This is a genomic window from Amycolatopsis sp. lyj-90 (assembly GCF_046549035.1).
Lineage (GTDB): Bacteria > Actinomycetota > Actinomycetes > Mycobacteriales > Pseudonocardiaceae > Amycolatopsis.
Genome location: NZ_JAJPWP010000001.1, coordinates 311,746 through 333,824, shown reverse-complemented (window position 1 = coordinate 333,824; position 22,079 = coordinate 311,746). Strand labels below are relative to the sequence as shown.

The following is a 22,079-nucleotide window of genomic DNA, read 5'->3' as shown; positions in this document are numbered from 1 at the left end:
CGGGCAGTGCCGCGATGCGGTCCTGTCTGGACGAGGTCATGGTGGCGTCCTCACGCTTCGGTTTCGGAGGCGAGGTTTTCGAGCTCGCCCAAGATGAGTTCCTCGACCGTTCCGGCCAGTCCCGCGACGGTGCGCGCGGTCAGGACGTCGGCCGGGGTGAGCCGGACGGCGAACAAGGCGCTGGCCTTGGCCGCGATGTGCAGGCTTCGCAGCGAATCCCCGCCCAGTGCGAAGAAGTTGTCGTCGGCGCCGATCCGGTCCACCCCGAGCACGTCGGCCCAGATCCCGGCGAGCGCCTGTTCGGTTTCGGTTTCCGGCTCGACGTGCCCGGAAACCGCCGCGGTGGGGGCGGGCAGTGCCTTCCGGTCGAGCTTTCCGTTGGCGCTGACCGGGATCCGGTCCAGCGCGACGAACGCCGACGGCACCAGGTAATCGGGCAGCGCCCCGGCCAAGGAGGCGCGCAGTGTCTCTTCGCCGGCGTCCGAGACGACGTAGGCGACGAGCTGCTTCAAGCCGGGCTGGTCCTCGCGGACCACGACGGCGGCCTGGGTCACGGCGGGATGCCGGGCCAGCACGGCCTCGACCTCGCCGGGTTCGACGCGGAACCCCCGCAGCTTCACCTGGTCGTCCGCCCGGCCGAGGAACTCGAGAGTGCCTTCGCCGGTCCAGCGGACGATGTCGCCGGTGCGGTACATGCGCTGTCCGGCCGGGGCGGCGAGGAAGCGGTCGGCGGTCAGGCCGGGACGGTTCCGGTATCCGCGAGCGAGTCCGGCCCCGGCGAGGTACAGCTCCCCCGGCACTCCCGGCGGGACCGGACTCAGGCCGGAATCCAGGACGCGGGCGACGATCCCGTCCAGCGGCCTGCCGATCGGGATCCGGTCCGGGACCGTCTCGTCCATCGGGTGGGCGGTGGCGAAGGTGGTCGTCTCGGTCGGGCCGTACCCGTCGACGACGCGCAGACCCGGGCAGGCGCCCAGGACCCGCCGCACGGCTTCGGCGGGCACGACGTCGCCGCCGGTCCACACCTCGCGCAGGCCGGTGAAGCAGTCCGGGCTTTCCTGCGCCAGCACCCGGAACAGGCCCGCGGTGAGCCACATCCCGGTCAGGCCGTGCTCGCGGATCAAGGTCCGCAACCGGTGCGCGTCGAGGTCGCCCTCCGGCGCGGTGACGACGCGGCCGCCGGTGAGCAGCGGCACCCACATTTCGTAGGTAGTGGCGTCGAAGGCCGCCGGGGAATGCAGCAGGACACGTTCATGCGCCCCGCCGCGGAACCGGCTGTCCCCGGCCAGTGCGGCGACATCACGATGCCGGACGGCGACGCCCTTGGGCGTGCCGGTGGACCCGGAGGTGTACATGACGTACGCCAGCTGGTCGGGATCGACGACGACGGAAGGATCACCGTCCGGCTCGTCGTCCACGGAGGACAGCCGGATGCTGTGCGGGTGGTCCGTGTCGGAGACGACGAACCGGACGCCGTCCAGCAGTGCCTTCTGGCGTTCCGCCGGGGCACGGGTGTCGAACGGGAGGTAGGCCCCGCCCGCCTTGACCACGCCCAGCTCGGCCACCACGGTGCCCGCCCTGCCGGTGGCGAGACCGACCGGTTCCTCCCGCCGCAGGCCGAGCCCGATCAGGCGGTTGGCCAGCCGGTTCGCTCGCCGGTTCAGCTCGGCGTAGGTGACCTGCTCACCGTCGAGGACGGCCGCGACCGCGTCGGGCCTGGCGCGGACCTGCTCGGCGAACAACTCCGGCAGCGACCGGGCCGGGGCTTCCGCACCGGTTTCCGTCCACTCCGCCAGCAGGAGCTCCTCGTCCGGGTTCAGCATCGACACCGCGGCGACCGCGCGATCGCCGTCTTCGACCAGCTCCCGCAGCAGCGTGAGCAGATGCCCGGCCAGGCGGGTCACCGTGGCGGCGTCGAACAGGGCGGGGTCGTACCCCAGGTCGACGGTCAGCTCACGGCCCGGCGAGGCGACGACGGTGAGCGGGAAGTTCGTCGTCTCCCGCGCCGAGAGGTCGCGCACGGTCAGGCCGTGCCCGGCTTCGGCGTCGGTGATCGGATAGTTCTCGAACACCACCAGGCTTTCGCAGAGGTTCACTCCCCCTGGCAGGTCCGCCCAGCCTTGGACCAGCGCGAGCGGCAGATGTCCGTGGCGGCGAGCCTCCGCCTGCCCCGCCTGCAGATCCGCGAGCCACTCGGCGACCCGGGTGCCGCGGCCGATCCCGATCCGGACCGGCAGCGTGTTGATGAAGATGCCGGTGATTTCGTCCACGTTCGTCACCTCGGGCGGGCGGCCGGAGACGGTGGACCCGAACACGACGTCGTCCTGCCCGCTGTAGGCCGCGAGCAGCAGCGCCCAGGCCCCTTGCAGGACCGCGTTGGGGGTGAGGCCGTGGCGTTTGACGAACGCGTCGAGCCGGGCGGTGGCGGCCTCGTCCAGCCGGACGGGCAGCCAGTCGGACGAACAGGCGATGTGCCCGGCCGCGGGCACCCGGTCGCCGGGAACCGGGGTCGGCCCCTCGACGCCGGCGAGGGTCCGGCGCCAGAAGCGTTCGGCGTCGGTCCGGTCCAGGCCGTCCAGCCACGCGAGGTAGTCGCGGAACGGAGGCCTGGCGGGCAGGGTCTGCCCGGCATAGGCACCGCAGACATCGGAAAGGACGTGGAAGACGCTCCAGCCGTCGAGCAGCGCGTGGTGGAACGTCCACAGCACCTGGACCTCGGTCGCCGACAACCGCGCCAGCGCCACCCGCATCAGCGGCGCGGCCGCGAGATCGAGCCCTTGTTCGCGATCCTCGGCAAGGAGCCGCTGGAGGTCCTGACCGGGCTCGTCGAACAGGCGGACCGGGAGCCGTGCCTCGCGGCGCACGACCTGCAGGGGTTCCTCGACCCCGGCCCAGACGAACTCCGTCCGCAGGACCGGCGTCCGGTCGACGACCCGCTGCCACGCGTCGGCGAGCCGGTCGAGGTCGGTGACACCTTCGAGGACGAACGTCGCTTGCTCGACGTACATGCCTTGCGCGGTCTGGGAAAGCCCGTGGAACACCATCCCGCCCTGCATCGGCGTGACCGGGTAGACGTCCTCGACCGCGCGGCCGTCGCCGACCAAGGCGTCCACTGTGGACTGATCGAGGGCGGCCAGCGGGTAGTCCGACGGGGTCCGGCCACCGGCTTCCGGTGCGGCACAGTGCGCGATGATCTCGCGCAAGGCCGTCAGCATCCGTTCCGCCAGGTCTTCGACGGTGTCACGAGGGTGCCGGGTGGTGACGTGCGCCCACGTCAGCTCCAGCGTCCCGGCCACGACGCGGCCGACGATGTCGAGCGTGTGGGCGGCGGACGCGGCCGGGTCCACGTCGGCGTCGAGGGCGCCGGTCCGGAACGCGCCCTCCTCGGCGTCGTCGAACCGGCCGAGGTAGTTGAAGCCGACCTGGGCATCGATGTCCGGCGCGGTGCCGGTCAGGTAGCGCAGGGCGCCGTAACCGATCCCCCGCCGTGGCACGGCCCGGAGCTGTTCCTTCACCGACTTGAGTGCCGCGCCCCAGCCGTCCGGGACGTCCAGCGCCACCGGGAACATGCTGGTGAACCAGCCGACCGTGCGGGACAGGTCGACGTCGTCGAACAGTTCCTCGCGGCCGTGGCCCTCCAGGTCGATCACCGGGGTCTGCCCGGTCCAGTCCCGCAGTACACGGCCCAAGGCGGCGAGCAGGACGTCGTTGACCTGCGTGCGGTAGACCTCGGGCACGTCCCGCAGGAGCGCGCGGGTCTCCTCGGCGGTGAGCCGGACGGTCACTTCGCCGGTGTCGGCGATCCTGGCCGGATCGTCGGCCGGCACCGCCGGAATTCCTTGCCAGTGCGCCAGTTCGTCGTCGAAACCACCCGAGGCGGCATGGTCGGCGACCCGCCGGGCCCAGGCCAGGTACGACGTCGTCTTCGGCCCGAGTTCGCCGCCGCGATAGGCGGTTTCCAGGTCTTCCAGCAGGATCCGCCAGGAAACGCCGTCGATGACGAGGTGGTGCGCGGCCAGCGTCAGCCGCCGTCCGTCGAGCACCGCCGCCAGCAGCGGGCCCCGTTCGAGGTCGAACGCGATCCCGTCCGTGAGCAGATCCACCGCGCGGACCGGTTCGCCGTGCTGGCCCTGGCCGCGCTCGAACCGCAGCCGCAGCCCGTCATGGTGCGCCCAGACGGTTTCCAGCGCGCGGCGCAGTGCGGCCTCGTCGACGTCCTCGGTGAACTCCAGCACTACTCGCTGGTCGAACCGCTCCGGCTGGGTGGCGAAGTACCAGTGCTGGATCGGGGTGAGCGGCGCCATCCCGGTGACCGGCCCCTGCTCGGCCAGCGGCCCGGTGTCGCCACCGGCGTGCGCGGCCAGCGCCGAGAGGGTCGGATGCCGGAAGACGTCGTGCGGCAACAGGATCAGCCCGGCGCGGCGGGCACGCGACACGACCTGGATGCTGAGGATCGAATCGCCGCCCAGCTCGAAGAAGTTGGCTTCGGCGCCGACTTCCGCGACCCCGAGGACGTCCGCCCAGATCCCGGCGAGGGCCCGTTCGGCCTCGGTCGACGGCGCGGTCCGGGCGCTCTTGTCGCCGAAGTCCGGGGCGGGCAGGGCGCGCCGGTCGATCTTCCCGTTGGCGGTCAGCGGGAACCGGCCGAGCCGGACGAACGCGGCCGGGACCATGTAGTCCGGCAGGGTCTGCCCGAGGAATCCGGCGAGGCCGTCCGCGTCGCCGGTGTAGTAGGCGACGAGCCGTTTGACGCCCTGGTCCTGCCTGGTCAGGACGGCGGCCTGGCCGACACCGGGATGGGCGGTCAGCGCGGTTTCGATCTCCGCGGGCTCGATCCGGAAGCCGCGGACCTTGACCTGCTCGTCGGCGCGGCCGGTGTACTCCAGTTCTCCGCGCGGGTTCCAGCGGGCGAGGTCGCCGGTGCGGTACATCCGCTCCCCCGGCGGGCCGAACGGGTCGGGCCGGAACCGGTCGGCGGTCAGCGCCGGATCGCCGAAGTACCCTCGGGCGAGCCCGGCCCCGGCGATGTACAGCTCGCCGGGCGAGCCTTGCGGCGCGAGTCGCTGCTCCGCGTCGAGGACGTAGGCGCGCATGTTGTCGAGCGGCTTCCCGATCGGCACGACGCCGGGAACGTCGTCCGGGATGCGGTGCGAGGTGGCGAAGGTCGTCGTCTCGGTGGGGCCGTAGCCGTCGACGACGACCGTGCCCGGGCACGCCTCCCGCACCCGCCGGACCGCGGCGGCCGGGACGACGTCGCCACCCGCCCAGACCTCGCGCATGCCGCGGAAGGTCTCCGGCGCCTCTTGCGCCAGCAACCGGAACAGACCGGCGGTGAAGAACGCCCCGTGGATCTCGTACCCGGCGATGACGCGCCGGAGGGTGTCCACGTCGAGGTCGCCGGGCGGTGCCACGACGACGATGCCGCCGTTGAGCAGCGGGACCCAGAGTTCGTAGGTGGAGGCGTCGAAGGCGGGCGACGCGTGCAGCAGGACCCGCTCGTGCGCCACGAACCGCCGGTCCGCCGCCAGGGCGACGACGTCACGCTGGCGGACCGCCACACCCTTCGGCTTCCCCGTCGAACCCGACGTGTACATCACGTACGCGAGGTTGTCCGGCGACGCCGGGGCGAGCGCCACGTCCGCGGTCCGGCCGTCGGGGACGACGATCTGTCCCTTGTGGACAGCGGAAGCGGTACGAGCCCGGTCGGTGACGAGGATCGGCACGCCGTCCAGCAACATCGTCAGCCGCGGCACGGGCGCCCGGGTGTCCAGCGGCAGGTAGGCCGCGCCGGCCTTGATGATGGCGAGTTCGGCGACGACCAGGTCCGCTGAGCGGTCCATGAGCACGCCGACGACCGTTTCGGGACCGGCGCCGAGGGAGGCCAGATGCCGGGCGAGCCGGTCGGCGCGCTCGTCCAGTTCCGCGTACGTCAGGTGGACGTCGTCGCCGGTGAGGGCGACCGCGCCGGGAGTGCGCGCGACCTGGCGGGCGAAGAGCTCGGCGAGACTTCCTTCCGGCAGGGGGTGCGCGGTGTCGTTCCAGTCGCCGAGGATCTGCAGCCGTTCGGCCTCGGTGAGCAGATCGATGCCGTCGAGCGGGCGGTTCAGGTCCTCCGCGAACGCGTCGAGCACGCCGAGGAGCTGCCGCGTGATCCGCTCGGCCGTCGCGGTGTCGAAGACCTCGGTGTCGTAGCCGACGTCGAGGGTCAGCCGCTCCCCCGGCGAGGCGACGACGCTGATCGGGTAGTTCGTCGTTTCGGCCGCGTCCACGTCGCGCAAGCGCAACCCGTCCGACTCCTTCGTCGCGGCGTCGATCGGGTAGTTCTCGAAGACGACGATGCTGTCGAACAGACCGCCGTCGCTTCCGCTCCACGCCTGCAGTTTCGTCAGCGGCAGATGCCCGTACCGGCGCGATTCCACCTGCCTGTCCTGCAACTCCGCCAGCCACTTCGCGACCGGGGCGCGCTCGGTGGCGACCCGCACCGGCAGCGTGTTGATGAAGATGCCGGTGATGTCGTCGGCACCGGCCAGTTCGACCGGACGGCCGGACACGGTGGTGCCGAAACAGACGTCGCGTTCGCCGGTGAGCCGGGACAGCACGAGCGCCCACGCGCCCTGCAGGACGGTGTTCATCGTCAGTCCCGCCTTCCGCGCGGCGTCCTTGAGCCGCGCGGAGCTCTCGACGGGCACCCGCAGCCACTCGGCCGACCGGCTCGTGTGGTCCTGAGCCGTGAGCCGGGCGGGAGCGGTGAAGTCGCCGAGTTCGCGGCGCCAGTGCCGTTCCGCCTCGGTGTCGTCCTGGCGGTCCAGCCAGGCCACGTAGTCGCGGAAGGGCGGCCGCTCGGGCAGTTCGTTCCCGGCGTAGGCGGCGAAGACGTCGGACAGCACCCCGAACACGCTCCAGCCGTCGAGCAGGAGGTGGTGGAACGTCCACAGCACGCGGACTTCCGTGTCCGAAAGCCGCGCCAAGGTCAGCCGCAGCAAGGATTCCCCGGCCAGGTCGAGCCCTTCGGCACGGTCTGCGGCCAGGACCTCCTGCCAGAACCGCTCCTGTCCAGCGGGAGTATGGCCACGCCAGTCGAGCCGGGTGACCGGGACGGTCACCTTCCGCCGCACGACCTGTACGGGTTCCGGCACGCCCTCCCAGGCGACCCGCGTGCGCAGCACGGGCGTGCGGTCGACGACCCGTTGCCAGGCCCCGACCAGCGCCCCGACGTCACCGGCGCCTTCAAGGACGAACCCGACCTGCTGGAAGTAGAGCCGTTCTTCCTGCTGGGAAAGGGAATGGAACACCATTCCCGCCTGCATCGGCGTGAGCGGGTAGAGATCCTCGACCGCGCGGCCGTCACCGGCCAGGGCGTCCACCGTGGCTTGGTCGAGGGTGATCAGCGGGAAGTCGGACGGGGTCCGCCCGCCGGCCCCCGGGGCGGCGCAGTGCGCGACGATCTCCCGCAACGCCGCCAGCATCGCCGTGGCCAGTTCGTCCACAGTGGACTCGTGGTGGACGCCGTCGGTGTAGTACCAGGTCAGTTCGAGTTCGCCGGACTCCACGCGGCCGACGACGTCGAGCAGATGCGCTCGCGCCGAACGTTCGCTCTCGTCGGATTCCAGCCTGCCCGAGGTGAACCGCCCGAGGTAGTTGAAGCTCACCGCCGGGTCGATCTCCGGTGCGGTCCCGGCCAGGTAGCGCAGGGCGCCGTAGCCGATCCCGCGTCGCGGAACCGCCCGCAGCCCCTCCTTCACCGACTTCAGCGCGACACCCCAGTCGTCCGGGACGTCCAGCGCGACCGGGAAGACGCTGGTGAACCAGCCGACCGTCCGGGACAGGTCGACGTCGTCGAACAGGTCCTCGCGCCCGTGTCCTTCCAGGTCGATCACCGGGACCCGGCCCGTCCAGTCCCGCAGCACGCGGCCGAGCGCGGCCAGCAGGACGTCGTTGACCTGCGTGCGATAGGCGGCGGGCACTTCCCGCAGCAACGCTTCGGTCTCCGCCTCGGGAAGCCGCACGGTGACCTCGCGCATCGAGGCGACCGTGGCCTCTCCCTCGCCGTCGACCGGGATCGAGGTGTCGCCGGGAAGTCCGCGCCAGTAGGCCAGTTCGTCGTCGAATCCGCCGTCGGCGGTGTGCTCGGCGAGCTTGATCGCCCACTCCCGGAAGGACGTCGTGCGCGGCCCGAGGTTGATCGGCTCGCCCCGTAACGCCTGGGCATAGCCGCGGTCGAAGTCCTCGGCGAGGACTCGCCAGGAGACGCCGTCGACGACGAGGTGGTGCACGGCGAGGGTGACGTCGCCCTCGGAGATGTCGAGGCGGATCAGCGGTGTCTCGGCGCCGACGGGACCGTTCTCCTGCCTCCGGCCGTCGTCGGTGAACCGCATCCTCAGGGCGTCATGGTGCTCGAGGAGCGCGTCCACGGCCTTGCGGGCCGCGGCGGGATCGATACTTTCGGGTCCTAAGTGGACGAACTGGTGGAAGTGCCCCGGATCGGCGGTCTGGGTCGCGAAGAACCAGCGCTGGATCGGGGTGAGCGGTACGTCGCCGCTGACCGGTCCGCGTTCGACCGCCTCCGTGGCGGTGCGCGCCGCGGCGGCGAGCGCCGCCGGGGTGCGGTGGGCGAACAGGTCGCCGGGGAGCAGTTCGAGCCCGGCGCGGCGGGCCCTCGACACCACCTGGATGCTGAGGATCGAGTCGCCGCCCAGTTCGAAGAAGTCGTCGGTCGCGCCGACCCGTTCGACGCCCAGCACCTCGGCCCAGATGCCGGTGAGCACGCGTTCGCGGTCGGTCCGCGGCGCCACGTGGTCGCGGACCCCGAAGTCGGGGGTGGGCAGGGCGGTGCGGTCGAGCTTTCCGTTGACGTTGACCGGGAACTTCTCCAGCCGTACGAAGGCGGCCGGGATCATGTAGTCCGGCAGGGTCCGTCCCAGGAACTCTCCGAGTCCCTCGGTTTCGCCGACGACGTAGGCGACCAGCCGTTTCACGCCGCCGTCCGCGCGGGCCAGCACGGCCGCCTGTTCGACGTCCGGGTGCTCGCCCAGCGCGGCCTCGATCTCGCTCGGTTCGACGCGGAAGCCGCGGATCTTGACCTGTTCGTCCACCCGGCCGACGAATTCGAGGGCCTCGTCGTCGTTCCAGCGCACGACGTCGCCGGTGCGGTACATCCGCTCCCCCGGCGGCCCGAACGGATCCGCGACGAACCGGTCGGCGGTCAGCCCGGGACGCCCAAGGTAGCCGCGCGCGAGCCCGGCCCCGGCGAGATGCAGTTCGCCCGGGGCGCCCGGCGGGGCGAGCCGGAGGGCGTCGTCGAGGACATAGCCGCGGGTGTTGTCCAGCGGTGCCCCGATCGGCACGACGTCGGGGATCTCGCCGGGCAGCGGGTGCACGGTCGCGAAGGTCGTGGTCTCGGTGGGGCCGTAGACGTCGGCGACCAGGGTGCGCGGGCACGCGTCCTGGACCCGGCGCAGCGCGACGGCGGGCACGGCGTCGCCGCCGGTCCAGACCTCCCGCACGCCGGCGAACATCTCCGGCGCTTCCTGCGCCACGAGCCGGAACAGACCGGTCGTCATGAAGACCCCGGTGACCTCGTGCGTGGTGATCACCCGGCCGAGAGTGTGGACGTCGAGGTCGCCCGGCGGGGCCAGGACGACCGTGCCGCCGTTCAACAGCGGCACCCACAGCTCGTACGTGGACGCGTCGAACGCCTGCGGCGAGTGCAGCAGAACCCGGTCGTGGGCCACGAAGCGCTGATCGGCCGCCAGGGCGAGGACGTCGCGATGCCGGGCGGCGACACCCTTCGGTTTCCCGGTCGAACCCGACGTGTAGATGACGTAGGCGAGTTGCTCGGGGTCGGCCGTCACGGCGGGCGGGGTCTCCGGTGAGCCGTCCGCGCCGGTGACGATCACCCCGTCGTGGATCTCTTCGGCGGTGGACAGCCAAGCCTGGTCGGCGACGACGACGTCGGCCCCGGCTTCGCTCAGCAGCAGCCGCAGCCGCTCAGCGGGCGCGCGCAGGTCCAGCGGCAGGTAGGCGCCGCCCGCCTTGACGATCGCGAGTTCGGCGACGACGAGCTCGGGTGAGCGGTCCATCAGCACCGCGACCCGGTCTTCGGCCCGCACTCCGAGCTCGCGCAACCGGTTCGCCAGCCGGTTCGCGCGGACGTCGAGTTCGCCGTAGGTGACGGTCCGCTCGTCGGTCACCAGCGCGACTGCTCCCGGGTTCCGGCGCACACACGCCGCGAACAGCTCGGGCACCGTCCCGGCGGGCACTTCCCGGGCGGTGGCGTTCCGCTCGCGGAGCAGGTGCCGGATCTCGGGCTCGGCCAGCATCGGCACCCGCGTCACCGGCTCGTGCGGTGCGTCCGCGAAGCCGCGGATCAGCGTTCCGAGGTGCCCGGCGAGCCGTCCGGCCAGTTCCGGGCTGATCAGCGCGGGATCGTGGGTCAGCAGCAGGGACAGCCGCCGGCCCGGGTACGCGACGACGCCGAGCGGGTAGTTGGTGCGCTCGTCCGCGCGGACGTCGCGCAACCCCGCCAGATCCGCGACCGGGTAGTTCTCGAAGACGATGATGCTGTCGAACAGGCTGCCGCCGTCGTCGCTCCAGGACTGCAACCGCGGCAGGCCGACGTGACCGAAGCGGCGTGATTCCGCCTGTGCCGACTGCAGTTCCCGCAGCCAGTCGACGAGGCCGCGCTCGGGGTCGAGCTTCACCCGCACCGGCAGGGTGTTGATGAACAGACCGGGGATGTCGTCCGCGCCGGGCAGTTCGACCGGGCGGCCGGACACCGTCGCACCGAAGCACACCTCGGACTCGCCGCTGTAGCGAGCCAGCAGGACCGCCCAGGCGCCTTGGACGATGGTGTTGAGCGTCAGGTGGTGCCGTCGCGCGAACGCCTGGATCCCGGCGGTCGCGGCGTCGTCGAGCTCCATCGGGATCCGGGCGGTCGAGCTGGCCGAGTGAGCGCGGGTTCCGCGGTCACCCGGTAGCGGAGTCGGCGTCACCCCGGCGAGTTCGGCCCGCCAGTGGGTTTCGGCCGCCGCGTCGTCCTGCGCGGCGAGCCAGGCGGCGTAGTCGCGGAACGGACGCCGCGTCGGCAGCTCGTCGCCGCGCAGCAGGGCGAGGACGTCGGAGAGGACCCCGAAGACGCTCCAACCGTCGAGCAGCACATGGTGGAAGGTCCAGATCACGCGGACCGACGTCGCGGATTCCCTGGCGATGACCAGCCGCATGAGCGGGGCACGGGTCAGATCGAGGCCCTCGGCGAGGTCTTCGGCCAGCCGCCGTCGCATCGCCTCCTCGGAGTCCACTGTGGACCAGTCCGGATAGGACACCGGGACCTCGACGGAGCGCCGCACGACCTGCAGCGGCCGGGGCACTCCCTCCCAGACGATCCGGCTGCGCAGCACCGGCGTGCGCTCGACCACCCGCTGCCAGGCCGCGCCGAGCGCGTGGGGGTCGGGGACGTCGTCGAGGGCGAAGGAGACCTGTTCGAAGTAGTTCCGGTCGCCAGGCTGGGCGAGCCCGTGGAACACCATGCCCGCCTGCATCGGCGTCAGCGGGTAGACGTCCTCGACGTCCCGGCCGTCACCGACGAGACCGTCCAGAGTGGACTGATCGAGGCCGGCCAAGGGGAAGTCCGACGGTGTCCGCCCGCCCGCGCCGGGTTCGGCGCAGTGCCCGAGGAGTCCACGCAGGTTCTCCAGCATGCCGGCGGCCAGCCGGATCACGGTGGCCTGATCGTGCACGCCTTCCGCGTAGTGCCAGGTGAATTCCAGCGTGTCGCCGGTGACCTGGCCGACCACGTCGAGCAGATGCGGGCGGACGCCGCCGGGGTCGGCGTCCAAGGACAGTTCGCCGGGCGCCCCGGTGTAGAGCTCGCCGGGCAGGTCGAACTGGCCGAGGTAGTTGAAGCTGATCTGCGGGTCGACGGCCGGGGCCGTGCCGGAGAGGTAGCGCAGGGCGCCGTAGCCGATGCCGCGTCGCGGGACCGCCCGCAGCCGCTCCTTCACGGTTTTGAGCGCCTTGCCCCAGTCGTCCGGGACGTCGAGCGCCACCGGGAACAGGCTGGTGAACCAGCCCACCGTGCGCGACAGATCGACGCCGTCGAACAGTTCCTCGCGGCCGTGGCCTTCCAGATCGATCACCGGCACCTGGCCGGTCCACTCCCGCAGGGTCCGGCCGAGCGCGGTCAGCAGGATGTCGTTGACCTGCGTCCGGTAGACGTCGGGCACCTGCCGCAGCAGGGCCTTGGTCTCCCCCGCGGTCAGCCGGACCGTGACCGCGCGTGTCCGGGCGACGGTGTTGGCGCCGGTCCCGTCGACGGGGATCGGGGCGACGGCGGGGATCGCGCGCCAGTGCTCCAGTTCGTCGTCGAAGCCGCCGTCTTCGGTGAACGTGGACAACCGTGCGGCCCACTCGCGGAACGAAGTCGTCCGCGGCCCGAGATCGGCCTGCTGGTACGCCCGGTCGAGGTCGTCGAGCAGGATCCGCCACGACACCCCGTCGACGGCCAGGTGGTGGGCGGACAGGTGCAGGAAACGCCGCTCGGGCGGGCCGGAGAGCGACCAGCGCAGCAGCGAATGCCCGGCTTCGGGACCGGTGACGTGCAGACGCCATCGGTCACCGTCGCGGGTGAACCTCGTGCGCAGCGCGTCGTGGTGCTCGATCAGCGTGGCGAAGGCGGTGGCGAGCGCGGCCTCGTCGGTGCCCGCGGCCAGTTCGACCGTGATGGCCTGGTCGAACCGGTCCGGGTCGGGGATCGTGTCGAAGAACCAGCGCTGGATCGGGGTCGCCACGACGTCCCCGGACACGGGCCCTTGGTCCGGCTTCGCCGAGACGTCGGTCAGGGTCGGGGCGAGCGCGGCGATGGTCTGGTGGCGGAACAGGTCGGCCGTGGTGATCGCCAGCCCGACCCGACGAGCCCGCGCGCTGACCTGGATGCTGAGGATCGAGTCGCCGCCGAGGGCAAAGAAGTTGTCCTCGACGCCGACGCGGTCCAGGCCGAGGACGTCGGCCCAGATTCCCGCGAGCACGGCTTCCCGCTCGGTCCTCGGCGCCGTTCCCCCGCTCTCGGCGGACTCGAACCGCGGCTCCGGCAGGGCGCGCCTGTCGACCTTCCCGTTGGCGTTCAAGGGGAGCGCGTCGAGGACGACGAACGCCGAGGGCACGAGGTAGTCCGGGAGGGTTTGGCCGAGGGTGCCGCGGAGCACGTCTGTGTCCACTGTGGAACCGTCGGCCGCCACGACATAGGCGACCAGGTGTTTGCGGCCACCGGAGGTGCGCGCGGTCACCACCGCCTGCGCCACCTCGGGTTCGGCGCTCAGTGCGCTCTCGACCTCGGCGGGTTCGACCCGGAAGCCCCGGATCTTGAGCTGGTCGTCGGCGCGGCCGGCGAACTCGAGCGTCCCGTCGGCGCGCCACCGCCCGCGGTCCCCGGTGCGGTACATGCGTTCGCCGGGAGCGCCGAACGGGCAGGCGACGAAACGGTCGGCGGTCGCGCCGGGCCGGGCGGCGTAACCCCGGGCGAGCCCGGGACCGGCCACGCAGATCTCGCCGAGCGCGCCGCGCGGGACCGGGCGCAGGCCTTCGTCGAGGACGTAGACGCGCATGCCGGTCAGCGGGGTCCCGATCGGGATCGTCTCGGGGACCGCGTCGGCGGACGCCATCCGGAACGAGGTCGCGAACGTCGTGGTCTCGGTCGGACCGTAGCCGTCCACGACCGCGACACCGGGGCAGCTGTCCAGTACCCGGCGCACCGCCCCGGGCGGGACGACGTCACCGCCGGTCCAGACTTCCCGCAGTCCCCGGAAGCATTCCGGGGTGTCACCGGCGAAGAGCCGGAACAGGCCCGCGGTGAGCCAGAGCGCGGTGACGCCGTGCCGTGCGGTCAGCTCCCGCACGACGTCGGCGTCGACGTCCCCCGGCGGCGCGACGACCACGGTGCCGCCGTTCAGGAGCGGGACCCAGAGTTCGTAGGTGGAGGCGTCGAAGGCCAGGGGCGAGTGCAGCAGCACGCGTTCGTGGGCACCGCCGGTGAACCGGGGGTCGGTGGCCAGCGCCACCACGTCGGCGTGCCGGACGGCCACTCCCTTCGGCACCCCGGTGGAGCCCGACGTGTACTCGACGTAGGCCAGGTTCGCGGGATCGGCAACGACCGTGGCCGCGTCCCCGGTGGCGGGCAGGGTCAGGATGTGTCCGTTGTGGACGGTGGCGGCGGTGTCGTGCCAGGTCACGTCGGTGAGCAGGACCGCCGTGCCGTCGAGGAGCAGCCGGAGGCGATCGGCGGGGGCGCGCAGGTCCAACGGCAGGTAGGCGGCACCTGCCTTGAGGATCCCGAGCACCGCCACGACCAGGTCGGCCGAGCGGTCCATCAGCACGCCGACCCGGTCTTCCGGGCGCACGCCGAGCGCGATCAACCGTCCTGCGAGCCGATCGGCCCGGGCGCTCAGCTCGCCGTAGTCGAGGCTGTCGTCACCGAAGAGCACGGCAGGGGCGTGCGGATGCTGCTCGACGTGGTGGTCGAACAGCCGCGTGATGGTCATCGACGGGGCGGGGTCCGGCGCGGGCAGGGACCGGTGGTCGGCCGCGGTGAGCAGCGGAAGGTCGCCCACCGGGCGGCCGGGGTCGGCGGCGATCCCGGTGAGGAGGGCTTCCAGGCTCGCGGTCAGCTGTTCGATCGTCTCGCTGTCGAACAGCGCGGTGGCGTACTCGACGGTGACCCGCAGGCCGTCCGGCCGCGGCCAGAACTCGATGACCAGGTCGAACCGGGCCGACGGCCGGGGCAGGTCGTACTCGCTCACCGTCAGGCCCGCGACCTCACGCGGGTTGACGAGCGGGGTCTGCAGGACGACGACGGCCTGGACCAGCGGCGTTCGCGACGGATCGCGTTCAGGCTGCACCTCGTCGACGACGCGGTCGAACGGGACGTCGCCGTGCGCGAACGCCTCCAGCACCGTCTCCCGGAAGCCGGAGAGGAAGGACGCGAACGGCCGCGTCCGGTCGACCTGCGAGCGCAGGACGAGGGTGTTGACGAAGAATCCGGTCAGCGCTTCCCATTCGGGCCGGTCCCGGCCGGAGACCGCGGTGCCGACCGCGATGTCACGCTGGCCGCCGTAAGCGGACAGGAGGACCTGCACCGCCGCCGTCAGCGTCATGAACAGCGTCGCGCCGTGCGGACGTCCCGCGGCGGTGAGCTCTCCGGCCAGCTCGGCGGGCAGGTCGTGCCGGTGCACGGCGCCCTCGGTGCCGCGCTGAGGCGGCCTCGGCCGGTCGGCCGGGAAGGCGAGCGGCTCGAGGCCGTCGAGCGTCTCCCGCCAATACCGCAGCTGATCCGCGTTGCCGGACCGCTGCCGCCAGAGCGTGTAGTCGCGGTACCCCAGCGTCAAGGCGGGCGGGCTGATCCCGGCGTAGAAGTCCAGCAGCTCGCCGGTCAGGACACCGATCGACCGGCCGTCGGTGACGATGTGGTGCTGGCACAGCACGAGCAGGTGTTCGTCCGGGCCCTGGGCGAAGAGCGTGGCCCTGGTCAGCGGGCCGGTGCGCAGATCGAACGGCGCACTCAGCTCCTCCGCCAAGGTGGCGTCGTCCGCGGCGGACTCCGCGATCCGCAGCGGTATCGCGCCCGTGTCCGCGATCCGTTGGACACCTTCGCCCTCGACGGAATCGAAGGTCGTGCGCAGGGATTCGTGGCGTGCGCAGAGCTCCGCCAGTGCTCCGCGCAGGGCGTCGAGATCCAGCGGACCGGACAACCGGAGGCCGACCGCGGTGTTGTACTCCGCGCTGCCACCGGTCAGTTCGTCGAGGAACCACAACCGCCGCTGGGCCGGGGAAAGCGGGAGAACGTCCGACCTCGCCGCGACGGGGATCGCGATTTCGTCGCTCCGGGGCGCTTCGTCGAGCAGCCGCACCAGTCCGGCGACGTTCGGGGCGTCGAACACCGCCCGCGCCGACAGGTTCGCACCGAAAGTCCGGCGCAGTCGCGACAACGCCTGCACGGCGAGGATCGAGTCACCACCGAGGGCGAAGAAGTCGTCGTCGGTGGCGGTGATGCTCACCCCGAGCACGTCACCCAGGATCCGGGCCACGGTGCGTTCGGTTTCCGTCCGCGGCTCGGCTTCACCGGCCACCCGGTCCTCCGGCGGCGCGGGCAACGCGCGGCGGTCGACCTTTCCGTTGGCGCTCAGAGGAAGCGTGTCGAGCACGACGAACGCCGACGGAACCATGTAGTCCGGCAGCGACGCGGCCGCGACCTGCTTCAGATCCCCGAGCACCTCGCCCGGACGGGCGACGACGTAGGCGACCAGCCGTTTGACGCCCGGCCGCTCCTCGCGGCTGACGACAACGCTCTCCTGCACACCGGGTGCGGCGGCGAGCACCGATTCGATCTCGCCGAGTTCCACCCGGAAGCCGCGGACCTTGACCTGATCATCGGCGCGGCCGAGGAACTCCAGCTCACCGTTCTCGTTGTACCGCACCAGATCCCCGGTGCGGTACCGGCGGTCGCCGGGCACGTCGGAATCGGCGACGAACCGGTCGGCGGTCGCGCCCGGCTTGCCCCAGTAGCCTCGCGCCAGGCCGGCCCCGGCGAGGTACAACTCCCCCGGCTCTCCCGGCGGGACCAGGTTCAGCGCGGAATCCAGGACCTGTCCGCGAACGCCGTCGAGCGGGCGCCCGATCGGCACGGCGTCGGGGACCCCGGCCACCGAGGACATGGGGTGGGACGTGGCGAACGTGGTGGTCTCGGTCGGGCCGTACCCGTCGGTCACCGTCAAACCGGGGCAAGCGCGCAGCACCCGCCGCACGGCCGGGGCCGGGACGACGTCGCCGCCGGTCCACACCTCCCGCACGCCGCGGAAGCAGTCCGGCGCCTCGTGCGCGACGACCCGGAACAGGCCCGCGGTCAGCCACAGCGCGGTGACCAGGTGCCGCGACAGGGTTCCCCGCAGTGCTTCCACGTCCAGGTCGCCCGGTGACGCGACCACCACCGTCCCGCCGTTGAGCAGCGGCACCCACAGCTCGTAGGTCGAGGCGTCGAACGCGGCGGGCGAGTGGAACAGCACCCGGCGGTGCGCGTCTCCGGTGAACCGGCTGTCGGTGGCCAACGCCACGACGTCACGGTGCCGGACGGCCACCCCCTTGGGCGTCCCGGTCGACCCCGAGGTGTGCATGAGGTAGGCCAGCTGGTCGGCGTCCACCCGCGGCAGCGCCGATTCCGGCTCCGGAAGCGGTTGTCCGGCGATCACGACGTGTCCACTGTGGATGCTCGCGGACCGCTCGGGCTGGTCGGTCACCACCAGCGACACACCGGCCGTGGCCAGTGTCAGCCGCACCCTGCTGTCCGGCGCCCGCCGGTCGAGAGGCACGTAGACGCCGCCCGCGAGCACGATCGCCAGCTCCGCCACGACCAGTTCGGCGGATCGCTCGATCAGCACCCCGACCCGGTCCTCGGCCCGCAGGCCCAGCCGTCGCAGGTGTGCGGCGAGCCGTCCGGCGCGATCCGCCAGTTCGGCGTAGGTCAGCCTGACCTCGCCGTCGACGGCGACGGCGTCCGGGGCCGAACGCACCCTGTCGGCGAACAGTTCCGGCAGGGCGGCGGTTCTCTCGGCGTCCGTGGCGGCCGCCGTGTCTCGCACGGTCATCGTCTTTCGCACCTTCCAGGCACAACAAGGAATCCCACCGAAGTGGGCAAAGGGGACGGGGTGGAGGAAACGCGTCAGCGACGTCCGGCGAGACGGCCGCCGACCTCGATCGCGGTCGCCTTGCCGGGCGCGCCGCGCAACCGGCCGCAAGGCGTCGCATCACCGGTGGCCGGGTCGCGAACCGCGATGGTGGCGTCGTCGTGGAGCGTGAGCTCGGGAAAGATCTCACCGTCGACGACGAGAATCGCGCCGCCGTTCTCGTCGCCTTGGATCGTGTAGTCGATGGCACCGTTGCGGTAGGTGCCGAAGTCACCGGCCGGGATCGGGACCGGTCGGGTCGCCGCGGGAGGACGCTGCGCGGGGAGTTCCAAGCCCAGAGCGCGAAGTTCGGTGATCAGGTCCTGCCACATCCGGGTACCCGCGGCACCGTTCGCGGTGAACGCGACCACGCAGGCACCGGCCTGATCGATCCTCAAGTGACACGAAGTGCCGTCGGCGGTGCCGTCGTGACCGAGCCAGACGTCGTCTTCGCCGTCGTAATGGGCGATGCCGAGACCCCAGCCGTCGGCGAGACCGAACGGTTCGGCGCCCGGGATCCGTCCGTGCATGTCCGCGGCGGTCACGACGTCGAGCAGGCCGGGCTTCCCCAGGTGCACCCGGCCGAGTTCGACGAGGTCGTCGGCGCTGAGCGCCAGTGCGCCGGCGGGTTCGAGCAGCGGCGGCAAGGCCTGTTCGACCGGCCGGGCGCCGCCGGGTCCGGTGGCGTGCCCGGAAACCGTCCGGGGGCTGTCCGCGTACGCGGGCTCGATCCCCAACGGGCGCAGGAGTATCGCCTCGACGGCTTCGCGCCAGGTCATCCCGGTCACGGCTTCGATCAGCGAGCCGACGAGCGCGTAGCCCAGATTCGAATAGGAGAACGCGGAACCCGGCGGGCACACCGGCTCCGCCGCGCGGATCTCGCGCAGGCACGCCGCGGTGACGTCGGCCGGATCGGAGGGCAGGCCGCTGGTATGGCTCAGCAGGCGCCGTGGCGTGAACCGGTCGTCGAGCCCGGTGACACCCAGCACCTCACCGGCGGGCTGGTCGAGTTCGAGGTCGTCGTCCGCGACGAGCACCATCGCGACCGTCGCGGTGGCCAGTTTGGTGATCGAACCGATCGGCACGGCGGAAGCCGTGTCCATCGGTCTCCGTCTGTCCTGGTGTTCGACACCGGTCTGGACCACTGTTTTCAGGCCGTCGCGCAGCATCGCGAGCTGGGCCCCCGGTACACCGTACGAACACGCCAGCCGGGTCAGGACATCCTGAAGCTGCCCCGTTGTCACCGGATACCGGCTCGAACAGTCGTAGTTTTCCCGTACAGGCGTCATGACACGATCCTCCATAGTCGACACGAACTCATGAGTGATGACCGCGGCCTTTGTCCCGCTTCACGATCCTTGTCCCCCCGCCCCGTGGCTCATGTCCACAGTGGGCCAGAAACAACACGGTGCCGGGCGTCCGAGATCGTCAGTACCGCCAAAGGTGGGAAGCGCCGATCGACCGAAAAGCCTCCCGTGTGACGCAAGGTGACTACATCGCCGGAGTCATTCCTTGAACGCCTGTCAATTCGCTCCACGTATTGAAATGGTGGCGCGTATCACGGTCGAGGCAGGCGTAGTCGAAGTAACACACCCGTCGATCGCCGGATGCGTGAAGAAGTGGTGAAGCCGGGATGTTTCACCTGCCGGACCGCCGGGCCCGGCAGAACAATCAAGCAAAGCCCCTCTCTTCGAATTTTCCCTGTTCAAGCCACCTGATGACGGAGACCGCTTCAGTGGCCGCGCTTGCTGGTTCCCACCGCCACGGCGGCTCAAACTCGAAATATCAAACGTCGGCACGCACGGAACATCATCTTCCCGTCCGCAGCGCCATTAACTGCGAAAACAGCATTTTGATCTTGTCTGATCGAACTCCCACGATTCGGGCAGCACGACCGTCCGCACGTGCACCGGGCCGTGCAACCCCGGAAAACACCCGGTTTCGGTGGACTTTTGATCTTTCCGAGCCTTGCGAAAAACGGAAATTCCCATATTCACCCGGTTGCCTGTAACGGAATGGGCCGCGCCGGTGACACGACCATCGTCGCTTGCCGATCGGGTCGTCCGTTGGTAAATAGGCGCCCGCGCGATTCGGAAAACGACGGCGACATGTCGTGTCTCGTTTTCGAAGGCTTCATCCCGCCGTTGACTTCGGATCGAGGCCACTCACGGCACCCACGGGCAGGCAGGTGCTGCGCCAAGGTCACTCCGCCGGATGATCCGAGCGGCGAGCGGCATCCGGATCGACGGCGGGGTCGCCCTGTCCGGAACGAACTTTTCGACAAGAACGGCAAGATCCTCGACCTCGCTGTCGTTGTTCGCGCGGCATCGGGCCGATCCCGCCTCCGGTCGCCCCGAGGCCGCGCGTGCGGCGGCGAGTCGCGGACCGAGCCGCCCCGGCCGGCCGCCACCACGACCGCATCCACGTCCCGATCTATTTCAGGAGCGGGCCGGAGCGACGCCGATTAATGTTATTACCACCTGCGAAGACACTCTTGACCGTTGACCGGCAAGCCACCCGAACGGTTCCTTGCCCGTCGCGACGAGCACCGACCAGTATGGGAGTTCTCGGTTCGAACGGGCGTGACGAAGCGAAGGGGAAACTCTTGTCCGATTTCGATGCGGTGTTCGGCACAATACCCACGGCTGATATCCCGGTTTCTTTCCATCCCGTCAAGATCGAAGTAGCCGAAGACCCCGAATTTCCCGGAAGGGCCGTGGAACTCGATGCCTGCGTCGCCTTACCGGAGAATGCTCAGCCCGCAGAATATCCTTTGATCGTCCTGCCCGCACCCTTGGCGCCGATCGGCTGGCGGGCCTACGCCGTATTCTATCCTCTTTTGAAGAAAGGCTTCATGGCCAATCTCGCGGCGAAAGGATACGTCGTCGTCGCCTACAGCGAGCGCGGCCTTTCCCACTCCGGCGGGAAGATCGACGTCGCCGGCCCGCGTGATCAGGCGGATGGCACGGCGGTGATCGACTGGGTTTCCGAGCACATCCAGGCGGCCGACCTGAGTCGCGTCGGCATGGCAGGCGCCTCGTATGGAGCGGGTCAGAGTCTTCTGATCGCCGCCAAGGACAAGCGGGTGAAGGCGGTCGTCGCCATGAGCGCGTGGGGCGACCTGTTCAAGTCGCTCTACGAGAACGAGACCAGGCACATCAAAGCCTTCCACGCGCTCCGAGGCCTGTTCCAGACCTGGCCGGGCCCACCGTCCCTCCCCTCCTTCCCGCCTCAGCCGCAGCCCGATCCGATGCCGGGGGTGAGCAGGCTGAACGCCGAAACCGAACAGGTCTTCCAGCACATCACCGACAACGTCGAGATCGGACGACTGCGGGCCTTCGCCGACAAGCGCTCGCCGATCCAGCCCGAGTTCCTCGACGAACTGAACCGGCCGGACCTGGCGATCCTGCTCTGCACCTATTGGCACGAAACCATTTTCTCGAACAACAGCGTGGTGGATCTCTTCAACAGCCTGACCGTCGGTTCCAAGAAACTCATCGTCCAGGTCGGCGACCACGGCAACGCCGAGGGGACCGGCCTCGCCGGTGAGTACAGCAGACCCACCGTCGCCGCCATGAACTGGTTCGACCTGCACCTGCGGGACGAGGGCGAGCAGGAGACCGATCCCGTCGTCGTGGAGACGATGCCCTATCCCTACGCCGACGCACATCGCTACCGCACCTGGGAGGACTTCACCAACGCGCCGGTGCCGTTCCACCTCCACGCCCCCAGTCCCGATACCGACGGCGGCCTCGACCCCCAAGGGACCGGATCCTCCTGGAGCCACACCGTCCAGGTCGAGGAGACCTCGGCCGAGATAGCCGACACCTTGATACAGAGGGGAATCAGCGAACGCCTCGCCCAGTTCCGCCGCTACGGCACCAGGAACATCTCCAGGAAGAACGCCGCGATCTGGAGTTGCCCGCCCTTCGGCGACGACCAGCGCATCAGCGGCGAAATGCGGATGCGGCTCACGGTGACACCGCAGAACAAGGACGCGACCGTTGTCGCGTACCTGTTCGACGCGACCGCGGAACCCTTCACCATCCCCCCGGGCAAGAACTTCGACCGCATCATCACCAGCGCCGCCTACTCCATCCTCGATCGTGAACCAGGCGTTCCGGTGACGATCGACGTACCTTTCCAACTGACCGATTACCTCATCCGCGCCGGGCGTTTCCTGCGACTCGTCGTGGACACCAAGGACAAATTCCTCGCCGACGCCAACGCGGACACCACCACGCTCACCATTTCGAGCACGGTGGAACAGCCCTCCTGCATCACCATTCCCATCGCCGCGCGAACGTGAGGACAATCCGGCACTGATCAAGCCGCCGTTGACCCACTCCCGCGATGAGGCGCGGTCCCTTTTAC

3 protein-coding genes are annotated in these 22,079 nt (G+C 70.7%); 1 reads left to right on the top strand and 2 read right to left on the bottom strand.

Annotated features, from left to right (window positions below):
- Positions 1-50: 50 nt before the first annotated feature.
- Positions 51-17,627 carry a non-ribosomal peptide synthase/polyketide synthase gene (locus tag ACLJPX_RS01405; RefSeq protein ID WP_410598328.1) on the bottom strand — a complete coding sequence of 5,859 codons (17,577 nt, stop codon included), beginning with the start codon at positions 17,625-17,627 and terminating at the stop codon, positions 51-53.
- 74 nt (positions 17,628-17,701) lie between these two features.
- A complete protein-coding gene (locus ACLJPX_RS01400) occupies positions 17,702-18,994 on the bottom strand; it encodes a serine hydrolase domain-containing protein (protein ID WP_410598327.1) in 1,293 nt (430 codons plus the stop codon).
- A gap of 1,316 nt (positions 18,995-20,310) precedes the next feature.
- Between ACLJPX_RS01400 and ACLJPX_RS01395 the strand changes: the two genes are divergently transcribed.
- A complete protein-coding gene (locus ACLJPX_RS01395) occupies positions 20,311-22,014 on the top strand; it encodes a CocE/NonD family hydrolase (protein WP_410598326.1) in 1,704 nt (567 codons plus the stop codon).
- Positions 22,015-22,079: the final 65 nt, after the last annotated feature.

Excerpts from the sequence above, each read along its gene's own strand:
- ACLJPX_RS01400 (WP_410598327.1), bottom strand. The coding sequence starts at position 18,994 with ATGACGCCTGTACGGGAAAACTACGACTGTTCGAGCCGGTATCCGGTG.
- ACLJPX_RS01405 (WP_410598328.1), bottom strand. The coding sequence starts at position 17,627 with ATGACCGTGCGAGACACGGCGGCCGCCACGGACGCCGAGAGAACCGCC.